Origin of the sequence: Herbidospora solisilvae (assembly GCF_009901565.1) — a bacterium.
GTDB lineage: Bacteria > Actinomycetota > Actinomycetes > Streptosporangiales > Streptosporangiaceae > Herbidospora > Herbidospora solisilvae.
In genome coordinates this window covers 1109359-1123409 of record NZ_WXEW01000001.1, presented here as the reverse complement: position 1 = coordinate 1123409, position 14051 = coordinate 1109359, and the positions used below count along the sequence as shown (strand labels likewise).

2 protein-coding genes are annotated in these 14051 nt (G+C 75.5%); both read left to right on the top strand.

Going from position 1 to position 14051, the window contains the following annotated elements; all coding sequences use genetic code 11:
• Window positions 1-294 precede the first annotated feature (294 nt).
• Window positions 295-8652 (top strand): SDR family NAD(P)-dependent oxidoreductase, encoded by an 8358-nt coding sequence (locus tag GT755_RS04655; RefSeq protein WP_161478417.1) that lies wholly within the window; start codon window positions 295-297, stop codon window positions 8650-8652.
• Window positions 8642-14050 (top strand): type I polyketide synthase, encoded by a 5409-nt coding sequence (locus tag GT755_RS04650; RefSeq protein WP_161478416.1) that lies wholly within the window; start codon window positions 8642-8644, stop codon window positions 14048-14050. Before GT755_RS04655 ends, GT755_RS04650 begins: the two co-directional genes overlap by 11 nt.
• Window position 14051: the final 1 nt, after the last annotated feature.

Genomic DNA, 14051 nt, shown 5'->3' with positions numbered 1-14051 from the left:
CTCTTCTCCCAAAGAGTTCTCCCCAGAGATGAATTCCGTGCAGGCGTCTATTCGATTTCGGTCGAGAATAGCGCGTGGTACCAGCATCAGAGCTCGCGCGTGCGGTCGTGTCAAGGCGCCGCCGCCGGACGGCGATGACAACTAGCTACTGGCAACAAGGTGCCAGCAGGCGATCGTGGCCCGGTGCGGGGAGCCGCCCGTAGGGTCGCAGTAACTTCCAGTGGTGACCATTTGAATAACGCTGGTGTCCATCGTTTTCCCCGTATGGATATTACGGCTCGAGGTGGCGCATTCATGGTTCAGGACTCGATTCAGTCGGACGCCCGGCGCGATTCGTCGGTCGAGCCGGTCGCTGTGGTTGGCCTTTCCTGCCGGCTTCCCAGGGCGGACACCCCCGAGCGTTTCTGGCGCCTCCTCCGGGACGGCGTGGACGCGGTGACCGAGGTCCCCGCCGGCCGGTGGCCGGACGCCGCCGCCCCCGGCCGGGGCGGGTTCGTCGACGACGTGGACGGTTTCGACGCCGCCTTCTTCGGGATCTCCCCGAACGAGGCCGCCGCCATGGACCCGCAGCAGCGGCTGGTCCTGGAACTCGCCTGGGAGGCGCTGGAGCACGCCGGGGTCGCCCCCACCACCCTGCGGGACGCGGCGGCCGGGGTGTTCGTCGGCGCGATCTCCAACGACCACGCCGCCCTGCTCGGCGAACCCGGGCGGCACACCTACGTCGGCGCCAACCGGGCGATGATCGCCAATCGCGTCTCCTACTTCCTGGGTCTGCGCGGCCCGAGCCTCACGCTGGACACCGGGCAGTCGTCGTCGCTGGTGGCGGTGGAGCTGGCGTGCGAGAGCCTCCGGCGGGGCGAGACCGGCCTGGCCCTGGCCGGCGGCGTCAACCTGAACCTGCTCGCCCGGACGACCGCCGCCATCGGCAGCTTCGGCGCGTTGTCCCCCGACGGGCGCTGCCACACCTTCGACGCCCGCGCGAACGGTTACGTCCGGGGCGAGGGCGGCGCGCTCGTCGTGCTCAAGCCGCTCGCCGCGGCGCTCGCCGACGGCGACACGGTGCACTGCGTGATCCTCGGCGGGGCCGTCAACAACGACGGCGGCGGCGACGGCCTGACCGTGCCGAGCGCCCGCGCCCAGCAGGAGGTCATCACGCTGGCCCGCCGCTCGGCCGGGGTCGCCCCCGAGGAGGTCCAGTACGTCGAGCTGCACGGCACCGGCACGAAGGTGGGCGACCCGATCGAGGCCGCCGCCCTCGGCGGGGCCCACGCCGGATCCCGCCCCCCGGGGCATCCGCTGCTGGTCGGTTCGGTCAAGACGAACATCGGCCACCTCGAAGGCGCGGCGGGCGTCGCCGGCCTCCTCAAGGTCGTGCTCAGCCTCAAGAACCGCGAGCTGCCGCCCAGCCTCCACTTCGAGAGCCCGAACCCGGACATCCCCCTCGCCGACCTGGCCCTTGAGGTCGTCCAGGACTCCCGCCCGTGGCCCGCCCCCGGCGATCGGCTGGTCGCGGGCGTCAGCTCGTTCGGCATGGGCGGCACCAACTGCCATCTGGTCCTCGCCGAGGCCCCGGCGACCACCGAATCTCCGGACGCCGGTTCCCCGGACGTCTCCGGACCGCCCTGGGTGATCTCCGCGCGGTCGGCCGAGGCGCTCCGCGCGCAGGCCGGACGCCTCCGCGACCGGATCGACGGCGAGCCGGCGGTCCACGCCGCCGACGTGGCGCTCTCGCTGGTCACGACCCGGGCGCACCTCGAGCACCGGGCGGTGGTCCTCGGCGAGCGCCGCCGGGAGGCGCTCGACGCGTTCGCCGGCGGGCGGCCCGACGAGTCGGTGGTGAGCGGATCGGTCGTCTCCGGCCGGCGGGCGTTCGTCTTCCCCGGCCAGGGGTCGCAGTGGGCGGGGATGGCCGCGGAACTGCTCGACGGGTCGCCGGAGTTCGCCGCGCTCGTCGCCTCCTGCGACGCCGCGCTCGCGCCGTTCGTCGACTACTCCGTCCTCGGCGTCCTGCGCGGCGCCCCCGACGCCCCCGGCCTGGACCGGGTCGACGTGGTGCAGCCGGCGTTGTGGGCGGTCATGGTGTCGCTCGCCGGGTTGTGGCGGGCGAACGGCGTCGAACCCGACCTGGTCCTCGGGCACTCGCAGGGCGAGATCGCCGCGGCCACCGTCGCCGGGGCGCTGAGCCTCGCGGACGGGGCGCGGGTCGTGGCGCTCCGCAGCCGGGCCATCGCCGGGATCGCCGGGCGCGGCGGCATGATGTCGGTCGCCGCGCCGCTCGACGTCGTCGAGGCGGCCGTACGCCCGCTGGCGCCGCAGGTGGGCGTGGCCGCGTTCAACGGCCCGCGCTCGGCGGTCGTGTCCGGGCCGCGCGCGGTCCTCGCCGAACTGGGGGAGCGGCTCGCCGCCGACGGGCACCGGGTCAAGCTGCTGCCGGTCGACTACGCATCCCACTCGCCCGAGGTCGAGAGCGTGCGCGACGAGGTCGTCGCCGCGCTGGAGCCGATCCGGCCGGTGCGCTCGGCGATCCGGTTCGTCTCCACCCTCACCGGCGAGCCGATGGACACCTCCGGGCTCGACGCCGGGTACTGGTACCGCAATCTGCGGCAGCCGGTCCGGTTCGCGCAGGCCACCCGGTCGGCGCTCGACCTGGGCGCCGCCCTGTTCGTCGAGTGCAGCCCGCATCCGGTGCTCGGCGCGGGCGTCGCGGAGACGGCCGAGGACGCGGAGCGGGACGTCGCGGTCGTCGGGTCGCTGCGGCGCGGCGAGGGCGGGCCCGACCGGTTCACGCGGTCGCTGGCCGAGGCGTACACGGCGGGGGCGCCCGTCGACTGGGCGGCCCGGGGCGACGCCTCGGCCCGGCGGATCGACCTGCCGACCTACCCGTTCCAGCGCCGCCGGCACGGCCAGGCGGCGATCGTGCCCCGTCCCTCCTCCCCGGTGGTCACGGCGGCCGATCCGGAGACGGGCGGCGCGCCGGCCGGGCTGTCGCGGCGCGAGATCCGCGACCTGGTCCTCACCACCGCCGCCGGTGTCCTCGGGCACCAGGACGGCACGGGCGTGGAGCCGCACCGGACGTTCAAGGACCTCGGTTTCGACTCGGCGGCCACGGAGGACCTGCGGGCCAGGCTGCGCGCCGCGCTCGGGACGCGGTTACCCACCGGGCTGCTGTTCGACCACCCGACGCCCGACCGGCTGGCCGACCACCTGTACACGCTGACCGGCGGTGGCACGGTCGCCGCCGCCCCGGCCGAGCCGACCGGCCCCGACGGCGACCCGATCGTGGTGGTCGCGATGGGCTGCCGCTACCCCGGCGGCGTGACGACCCCCGAGGAGCTGTGGCGGCTCGTGCGCACCGGGGCCGACGCCGTCGGCGAGTTCCCCGAGGACCGGGGCTGGGACCTCGACGCGTTGTCGGACACCAGCGACACCCGCCACGGCGGCTTCCTCACCGGCGCGGATCTGTTCGACGCCGGATTCTTCGGGATCAGCCCCCGCGAGGCGGTCGCCATGGACCCCCAGCAGCGGCTGCTGATGGAGGTCTCCTGGGAGACCGTCGAACGGGCCGGCCTGGACCCGGCCACACTCGACGGCACCCCCACCGGCGTCTTCGTCGGCGCGATGTCCTCCGACTACGGGCCGCGCCTGCACCGGCCCACCGGCGTCGCCGACGGCCACCTCCTGACCGGCACCGCCCTCAGCGTCGCCTCCGGCCGGATCGCCTACACGCTGGGCCTGCGCGGCCCCGCGATCACGGTCGACACGGCGTGCTCGTCGTCGCTGGTCGCGATCGTGCTGGCCATGCAGGCGCTGCGGCGGGGCGAGTGCTCGCTGGCGCTGGCCGGGGGCGTGACCGTGATGTCCAACCCCGGGCTGTTCGTCGAGTTCAGCAGGCAGGGCGGCCTGGCCGCCGACGGCCGCTGCAAGGCCTTCTCCGCCCAGGCCGACGGCACCGGCTGGGGCGAGGGCGTGGGCATGCTCCTGCTCGAACGGCGGTCGGAGGCGGTCCGGCACGGCCACCCGATCCTGGCCGTCCTGCGCGGCGGCGCGATCAACCAGGACGGCGCGAGCAACGGCCTCACCGCACCGAGCGGCCAGGCCCAGCGCGACGTCATCCGCCAGGCGCTCGCGGACGCCCGCCTGTCGCCCGCCGACGTGGACGCGGTGGAGGCGCACGGCACGGGAACCCGGCTCGGCGACCCGATCGAAGCCGAGTCGATCATCGCCGCATACGGCGCGGACCGCGATCCGGACCGGCCGGTCTGGCTCGGCTCCCTGAAGTCCAACGTCGGGCACACCCAGGCCGCGGCCGGGGTCGGCGGCCTGATCAAGATGGTCAAGTCCCTGGAGCACCGCACGCTCCCGCGCACCCTCCACGCCGACGAGCCCACGACCCAGGTCGACTGGTCGGCGGGCCGGGTGCGCCTCCTCACCGAACCGGTCGGCCTGCCGGGCGACCGGCCGCTCCGGGCGGCCGTCTCCAGCTTCGGCATCAGCGGCACCAACGCCCACGTCATCGTGGAGCGCGAGCCGGTCGCCCCGAGCTCCGCGAGCTCCGCGAGCTCCCCGAGTTCCGCCACCTCCCCGCTGGTCTGGGTGTTGTCGGCGAAGACCGGCGGCGCGCTCCGGGATCACGCGGTGCGCCTCGGCGCGTTCGCCGAGGCCGCCGCCGAGGAGGATCTGGCCGCGGCCGGGCCGCTGCTGGCGCGGCGGGCGGCCTTCGCGCACCGCGCGGTCGTGGTGGCGCGGGACCGGGCGGACCTCCTCGACGCACTGGCGGCCGTCGCCGCCGGCACGCCGCACGCGGCCGTGGTGGCGGGCGTCGCCGCGGGCCCGGCGCGGCCGGTGTTCGTCTTCCCCGGGCAGGGGTCGCAGTGGGCCGGGATGGCCGTCGAGCTGCTGGCGTCCAGCGCCGTGTTCCGGGAGCACCTGGCCCGGTGCGACGACGCGCTCAAACCGTATGCCGGCTGGTCGGTGGCGGACGTCCTGCGGGGGGCCGAGGGCGCGCCGGAGCTGGAGGGCTCCGACGTCATCCAGCCGGTGCTGTTCGCGGTGATGGCCTCGCTGGCCGCGTTGTGGCGGTCGGTCGGGGTGGATCCCACCGCCGTGGTCGGGCACTCGCAGGGGGAGATCACCGCCGCGTACGTCGCGGGGGCGCTGTCGCTGGAGGACGCGGCCAAGGTCGTGGCGCTGCGCAGCAAGGCGCTGATGAAGCTGGGCGGCACCGGCGGGATGCTCGCCGTGTCGCTGCCGGCCGACCGGATCGATCTGGCGCGCTGGGACGGCCGGTTGTGGCCCGCCGTGTACAGCGGCCCGGCCAGCACGGTCGTCGCCGGCGACCTGGACGCGCTGGCGGAGTACGCGGCGGAGTGCGGCGAGGCCGTGCGGACCCGGCCGGTCGCGATCGACTACGCCGCGCACACCCCGCACATCGCGGCGCTGCGCGAGGAGCTGCTGGCCACGCTCGGCGACGTCACGCCGCGCCCGACCGAGGTCGCGTTCTGCTCGGCCCGCGACGGCGCGTTCATCGACCCCGCCGAGCTCACCGCCGACTACTGGTTCACCAGCCTCCGCACCCCGGTCCGTTTCCAGCAGGCGATCGAGGCGTTCGAGGGCACCCCGGTCTTCATCGAGGCCAGCCCCCATCCGACGCTGACCGGGCACGTCCAGGACACCCTGGCGGCGGCCGACCGGCCGGGCGGGGCCACCGGCACACTCCGCCGTGACCAGGGTGGTCTCGCGCGGTTCCTGACGGCGGTCGCCCACGCGTACACGCTGGGCGCCGACATCGACTGGGCCGCCGCGCTCGGCGGCGGGCCGGGCCACCACGTCGAGCTGCCCACCTATCCGTTCGAGCGCAGCCGCCACTGGCTCGACGGCGACGCCCCGGCGGGGCCGGGCGCCTCGGGGCACCCCCTGCTCGGCGCGGTCGTGGCGCTGGCCGACGACGGGTTTCTGCTCAGCGGGCGGGTGTCGCGCGGCGGCGCGCCCTGGCTGGGCGACCACGCCGTCGACGGCGAGGCGATCCTGCCCGGCACGGCGTTCCTGGAGTTCGCGCTGGCCGCCGCGGCCGCCGCGGACTGCGAGGAGGTCGAGGAGCTGACGATCGAGGCGCCCCTGCCGCTGCGGGGCGCGTGGTCGGTCGAGGTCCAGGTCGCGGTCGCCCGCGCCGACGAGCAGGGGCGGCGCGCGTTCACGATCCACGCCCGCCCGGCCGCGGACGCCGAGAACTCGTGGACCCGGCACGCGGCGGGCACACTCGCGCAGTCGGCCGGTGCACCGGCCCCGGCATCGGCCTGGTCGCCCGGCACGCCCGTGGACGTCGCCGACGCCTACCAGCGGCTGGCCGAACACGGCTACCGGTACGGCCCCGCCTTCCAGGGCCTGCGCGCCGCCTGGCGGGCCGGCGAGGACACCTATGTGGAGGTCGCGCTGCCCGAGCCGCTGCGCGGGGAGGGGTTCACCCTCCACCCGGCGCTGCTGGACGCGGCTCTCCACCTCCTGGTGCTGGAGGCCGCCGACGAGGCGCGCGACCCCGGCACGCTGCTGCTGCCCTTCTCCTGGACCGGGGTACGGGTGTCCGCCCGGGGCGCGGACGCGCTCAGGGTGCGCCTGTCGGGCGACTCCCTGACGATCTACGACGGGACCGGATCCCCGATCGCCGAGGCGGACGCGCTCCATCTGCGCAGGGTGCCCCGGGGCGCGACGCGGCCCGCCGCGGAGACGTACGGCCTCGACTGGGTCGCGGTGGAGACGCCGGCCGCCGACCTGAGCGACCAGCGCTGGGCCGTCGTCGGGCTGGAGGAGTTCGCCGACGAGATCGGCGCGGCGCTGGAGGCGGCCGGGGTGGTCGCGTCACGCGGCTATGACCTGGTGTCCGTCGCGGAGATGTCGGTCGGCGGCGTCCCGGCCACCGTGCTGGCGCCGATCCCGGCGGACGACGACGACCTTCCCTACGGCGCGCACGACGCCATGAACCAGGCGCTCAACCTCATCCAGGCCTGGGTGGGCGACGACCGGTTCGCCACCTCGCGGCTGGTGTTCGTCACCCGGGGGGCGCGCACGTCGCCGGCGGGCGGCGCGCTCTGGGGGCTGGTGCGCTCCGCGCAGTCCGAGCATCCGGGCCGGTTCGTCCTGCTCGACGTGGAAGGGGGGTTCACCGCCTGGGGTGCGGCCGCGGCCGCCGTGGCGGCAGGCGAGACGCAGCTCGTGACGGGCGACGGCGCGGTCCTGGTTCCCCGCCTGGCCCGCCGGAGCGTCGCCGCGAACACCGAGGAGCTGGGCACGGGCACCGTGCTCGTCACCGGCGGCACCGGCGGGCTGGGCCCGCTGGTCGCCCGGCGGCTGGTCGAGCGGCACGGCGTACACGACCTGCTGCTGGTCTCCCGGCGCGGCCCCGACGCGCCCGGCGCGGCCGAGCTGCGCGCCGAGCTGGAGGCCAGGGGCGCCCGCGTCACCGTCGCCGCCTGCGACGTGTCCGACCGGACCCGGCTGGCGGCGCTCCTCGCCGGCCACCGGGTCACCGCCGTCGTCCACGCCGCCGCCGTCCTGGACGACGTCACCGTCGAGGGCATGTCGGCCGGACGCCTGGACAACGTGTTCGCGCCGAAGGCCGACGCCGCCTGGCACCTGCACGAACTCCTCCCCGAGGCGACCACCTTCCTGATGTTCTCCTCGGTGGCGGGCGTGCTCGGCAACGCCGGCCAGGGCAACTACGCCGCCGCCAACGCCTTCCTGGACGCGCTCGCGGCGCACCGCCACGCCGTGAACCTGCCGGCGGTCTCCGTCGCCTGGGGCCTCTGGGACACCGGATCGGGAATGTCGGGCACGCTGTCCGAGGCCGACACGGCCCGCCTGGCCCGCGCCGGCATCGCTCCGATGAGCACCGAGCAGGGCCTGGAGCTCTTCGACGCGGCACTGACCACGCAGGACCCCCTCCTGGTGGCCGCGACCTGGGACCGCGCCGGGCTTCGCGCGAGGGCGGCGGCCGGCGAACTGCCCCCGCCGCTGCGCGGCCTGGTCCGCGCCCCGAGCCGGACCGCGGCGAAGGCCGCCGAGCAGGCGACCGGAACGGGCGGCCTGGCCGAGAGCCTGGCCCGCCTCACCCCGGACGACGCCCGGGCCCGCCTGGTCGACGTCGTCCGCGCACACGTCGCCGCCGTCCTGGCGCACGGCGCCGCGAGCAGCATCGGCGTCGACCGCGCCTTCAGCGAACTCGGCTTCGACTCCCTCACCGCGGTCGAGCTGCGCAACCGGCTCACCACCGAGACCGGGCTGCGGCTCTCGCCGACGCTGATCTTCGACCATCCCACCGTCGAGGCCCTCGCCGACCACCTGTTCCACATCCTGGCGCCCGCCGCGCCCACCGCCGAGGACACGCTGCGCGCCGCGCTGGAACAGGTCGCGTCCATGGTCGCCGCCGCCAACGGCGACGGGGACTCCCTCCGCGAAAAGCTCGTCGCGATTCTGCAGAGCGGCCTGGAAACCTTCGGGGCCGCCCCGACCACCAGGCTCCGAGGGTGGCCGAGCGGCACCGCGGACGCGGCGGAGCGGCTCAGCTCCGCCTCGGACGAGGAGATCTTCGCGCTGCTCGACGACCGGGCCAAGGCGTCACCCCTGAGGTCCTCACCGGAAAGGTCCGAACATGGCGACTGAGGACAAACTGCGCGAATATCTCAAGCGCGCGATCGTCGAGTTGGCGGAGGCCCGGCAACGGCTCAGCGACAGCGACGACCGCCGGCACGAACCCATCGCGATCGTCGGCATGGCCTGCCGCTATCCGGGCGGGGTCACCAGCCCGGAGGAGTTGTGGGACCTGGTCGCCGCGGGCGGCGACGCCATCGGCGAGATGCCCGCCGACCGCGGCTGGGACGTCGAGGGTCTCTACGACCCCGACCCCGAGGCGATGGGCCGGTCGTACGCCCGGCACGGCGGTTTCCTCTACGACGCGGGCGACTTCGACAACGCGTTCTTCGGGATGAGCCCGCGCACCGCGCTGGCCACCGACCCGCAGCACCGGCTCATGCTGGAGACCTCCTGGGAGGCCTTCGAGCGGGCCGGCATCGACCCGGCCACGCTGCGCGGCAGCCTGACCGGGGTCTACGTCGGCAACATGTACAGCGACTACTCCTCACGGTTCACCGACGGGGCGGTCCCCGAGGGGGTCGAGGGCACGCTGCTGGTGTCGAGCGCGCCCAGCGTGCTGCCGGGGCGGGTGTCCTACACCTTCGGGCTGGAGGGCCCGTCCATCTCGGTGGACACGGCCTGCTCCTCCTCGCTGGTCGCCATCCATCTGGCGGTGCAGGCGCTGCGGCGCGGCGAGTGCACGATGGCCCTGGCGGGAGGGGTCACCGTGATGGCCACCCCCGACTCCTTCGTCGAGTTCTCCCGCCAGCGCGCGCTGGCGCCCGACGGGCGGTGCAAGTCGTTCTCCGCCGACGCGGACGGCGTGGCCTGGGGCGAGGGCGCCGGCATGCTGCTGCTGGAGCGGCTGTCGGACGCGCGCCGCAACGGCCGCCGCGTGCTGGCCGTCATCCGCGGCTCGGCCGTCAACCAGGACGGCGCCAGCAACGGGCTCACCGCCCCGAACGGCCCCGCCCAGGAGAAGGTCGTCGAGCAGGCGCTCGCCGACTCCCGGCTGGAGACCCGCGACATCGACGCCGTCGAGGCACACGGCACCGGCACCCGGCTCGGCGACCCGATCGAGGCGGGCGCGCTGCTCGCCACGTACGGGCAGGGCCGTTCCAAGGACGGCCCGCTCTGGCTCGGCTCGGTGAAGTCGAACATCGGCCACTCCCAGGCCGCCGCCGGGGTGGCCGGCATGATCAAGATGGTGCTGGCGATGCGGCACGGCGTGCTGCCCCGCACGCTGCACGCGGACGACGCCGACAACCAGATCACCCAGCTCGACCAGGCGGGTCAGGGCGACGGGATCCGGCTGCTGACCAGTGCACGCCGCTGGTTCCGCGACGGCCGCCCGCGCCGGGCCGGCGTCTCCTCGTTCGGCATCGGCGGCACGAACGCGCACGTCATCCTCGAAGAGGCCCCCGAGCAGCCGGAGCCGCCGATCCAGGCCCCCGCGGTCGCCGGCGCCCCGCACGCGTGGCCGCTCAGCGCCCGCACCGCCACGTCGCTGCGCGAACAGGCCGCCCGGCTGCACCGGCTGGTCAGCGCCGACCCGACGATGACCCCCGCCGACGTCGCGCACGCCCTGGCGACCCGGCGGGCCAGGTTCGAACACCGCGCCGTCGTCGTCGGCCACGACAGGGAGGCCCTGCTGGCCCGCCTCGGCGGCCACCTCCAGAACGAGTGGATCACCGGCACCGCGCCGGACCGCCCCCGGCTGGCGTTCCTGTTCACCGGGCAGGGCGGCCAGCGGGCCGGCATGGGCCGCGAACTGGCCGCCGCCTCACCTGTCTTCGCCGCCGCGCTCGACGAGGTCTGCGCCGCCCTGGACCGCTACCTGGACCGGCCGCTCCGCCAGGTCATGTGGGCCGGACCCGGCACGCCGGACGCGGCGCTGCTGAACAAGACCCGCTACACCCAGCCCGCGCTGTTCGCCTACGAGGTGGCCGCCTACCGGCTGCTCGAATCGCTCGGCGTCACCCCCGACTTCGTGGCCGGCCACTCCGTCGGCGAGTTCGCCGCCGCGCACGTGTCCGGCGTCTGGTCGCTCGCCGACGCGGCCCGGCTGATCGCCGCCAGGGGGCGGCTCATGCAGGCGCTGGACGTGCCCGGCGCGATGGTCGCCATCGAGGCGGGCGTCGACGAGGTACGGCCCGGACTGACCGGCCAGGTCGGCGTCGCGGCCGTCAACGGGCCCGCCTCCGTCGTCGTGTCCGGCCCCGAGGAGGCGACGCTCGCGGTGGGGGCGCGCTGGCGCGAACTCGGCCGCCGCACCCGCAGGCTGCCGGTCAGCCACGCCTTCCACTCCGCGCTGATGGAGCCCATGCTCGCCGCGTTCGAGGCCGAACTCCGCACCGCCCTGTTCACCGAACCGCAGGTCCCGGCCGCCACCAACCTGGGCGGCGACGCCACCTGGACGCGGCCGTCGTACTGGCTGGACCAGATCCGGCACGCGGTGCTGTTCCAGCCGATGATCGAACGGCTGGAGGCGGACGGCGTGCGCGCCTTCCTGGAGGTCGGGCCCGAGGCGGTGCTGGCCGGGATGGCGCACGACTGCGTCACCGGGCCCGGCACGGTCATCGCCTCACTGCACCGGCGGCAGCGTCCCGAGCCCGACTCGCTCGTCGACTGCCTCGCGCGGGTGGCCGTCACCGGGGTCCCGGTCGACTGGGCGGCGCTGTCCGGCGGCGGCGCGCACGTGGAACTGCCCACCTACGCCTTCGACCGCGAGCGGTTCTGGCTCAGCTCGCTCCTCCGCACCGGCGACGTGACCTCGGCCGGGCTGCGCGACGCGGGCCACCCCCTGCTGGGCGCGGCCGTCGACCTCGCCGACGACGGCACCACGATCCTCACCGGCCGGCTCGCCGCCTCGTCCGCCCCCTGGCTGGGCGAGCACGTGATGCTCGGCTCGGCCGTGCTGCCCGGCGCCGCGCTGGTCGACCTGGTGCTGGACGTGGGCGGCCGGATCGGCTGCGACACGATCGAAGAGATCATGTTCGAGGCCCCGCTGGTGCTGCCCTCCCGCGGCGCGGTCGACGTGCAGGTCGTGCTCCAGCACGCCGACGGCCCCCGCCCGATCCGGGTCTACTCCCGGCCCGCCGGCGAGCCGGAGGCCGTCTGGACCCGGCACGTCTCCGGCCTCGTCAGCGCGGCGCCCGCCCCGGCGACGGCCGCCGCCTGGGCCGCCGAATGGCCTCCCGCCGACGCCGTCCCCCTCCCCGTCGACGGCGGCTACGAGCGGCTGGCCGACCTCGGCTACGAGTACGGCCCCTCCTTCCAGGCCGTGCGCGCCCTCTGGCGGCAGGGCGAGGACCTGTTCGCCGAGGTCGCCCTCGACGACGACCAGGACGTCGCGGGGTACGGCGTCCACCCCGCGCTCCTGGACGCGATGTTCCACCCCGTGCTGCTGGCCGACACCGCCGCCGGTGAGCTCCGCCTCCCGTTCGAGTTCCGCGGGGTGCGGTTGCTGGCCGCCGGGGCGCGCCGCCTGCGGGTCCGGCTCACCTCCGTCGACGCCGACGGGTGCGCCGTCCAGGCGGCCGACAACCTGGGGCGGCCGGTGTTCTCGATGGAGTCGCTCCGGGCCCGGCCGGTCCCGGCGTCCGCGCTGGCCGCCTCGACCGGCCCGGTGCCGCACGGCGTGGACTGGGTGGAGGTGAGCGGGCCGGCCGGGAACGGTTCCGGGTTCGCGTTCCCCGAGCCGGCCCACCTCGCGTCGCTGGAACCCGTGCCCGAGTTCGTGGTGACCACTCTGACCAGCGGCGACGGCAATGTGCCGGCGGCCGTGCGCGACCTGGCCGGACAGGCGCTCGACCTGATCCAGACCTGGGTGTCGGGCGACCGCTTCGCCGGTTCCCGCCTGGTGTTCCGCATCCGCGCCGACGATCTGGCCGGCGCCGCCGTGCTGGGCCTGGTGCGGTCGGCGCAGTCGGAGCACCCCGGCAGGTTCGTCCTGCTGGACGCGGAGCCCGACTTCACCGCCTGGGGTTCGGTCGCCGCCGCGGTGGAGGCGGGCGAATCGCAGCTGACGGCCCGTGACGGCGTCCTGCTGGCCCCCCGGCTGGCCCGCCGGACCGCCGGACCGGCGGCCGGGCTCGGTGAGGGCACGGTGCTGGTCACCGGCGGCACCGGGGGCCTGGGCAGCCTGGTCGCCCGGCGGCTGGTGGAGCGGCACGGCGTACGGGATCTGCTGCTCGTCTCCCGGCGCGGCCTGGACGCGCCCGGCGCGGGACTGCTCGTCTCCCAGCTCGGCGGTTACGGAGCCCGGGTGACGGTCGCCGCGTGCGACGTGTCCGACCGGGACGCGCTGGCCGCCGCGCTCGCGCTCGTCCCGCCCGACCGGCCGCTCACCGCGGTCGTGCACACGGCCGGTGTGCTCGACGACGCCACCGTCGACGGGCTCACCCCCGCCCGCCTCGACACCGTGTTCGCGCCCAAGGCCGACGCCGCCTGGCACCTGCACGAACTCACCCGCGGCCTGCCGCTGTCGGCCTTCGTGCTGTTCTCCTCGCTGGCCGGCGTGCTCGGCAACCCGGGCCAGGGCAACTACGCCGCCGCGAACACGTTCCTGGACGCCCTGGCCGCGCACCGCCGCAAGGCGGGCCTGCCCGGCGTGTCGATCGCGTGGGGGCTCTGGGAGACCGAATCGGGAATGTCCGGCACGCTGTCCGAGGCCGACACGGCCCGGCTGGCCCGCGCCGGCATCGCCCCGCTCACCGTCGAGCAGGGCCTCGACCTCCTGGACGCGGCGCTCGGCAGCCGGGAACCGCTCGTCGTGGCGGCCCGATGGAACTCCGCCGGGCTGCGGGCCAGGGCCGAGTCGGGAGACCTGCCCCCGATCGCCCACGGCCTGGTCCGCCTCCCGCGCCGCGTCGCCGCCGGAGGACCGGCGGCCGGGCCGGGCCCGTCCGGCGGGCTCGGGGAACGGCTGGCCGGGCTGTCGGAGCCCGACGCGCTGCGGCTGCTCACCGACACCGTCCGCGCCCACGTCGCGGCCGTCCTGGCGCACGGAAATCCCGCCGGCGTCGGCGTCGACCGGGCCTTCAGCGAACTCGGCTTCGACTCGCTCACCGCGGTCGAACTCCGCAACCGGCTCAACGCCGAGACCGGCCTGCTGCTCCCGGCCACGCTGGTCTTCGACCACCCGACCGTGAACGCGTTGACCGACTACCTGTTCAAGACCCTCGCCCCGGCCACCAACTCGCCCGTGGAGATACTGCGCGGCGCGCTGGAACACGTCGAATCGATGATCACGGCAGCCGCCGGAGACGCGATCAGGAACAAGGTCGTCGCGATCCTGCAGAACGGCCTCAACCGTTTCACCGCCGCCGACGCCACGCGCGACGCGGACGACGCGGACGACGTGGCCGGCCGGATCGACTCGGCCTCCGACGAGGAGATCTTCGCGCTCATCGACAACGAGGGGTGAC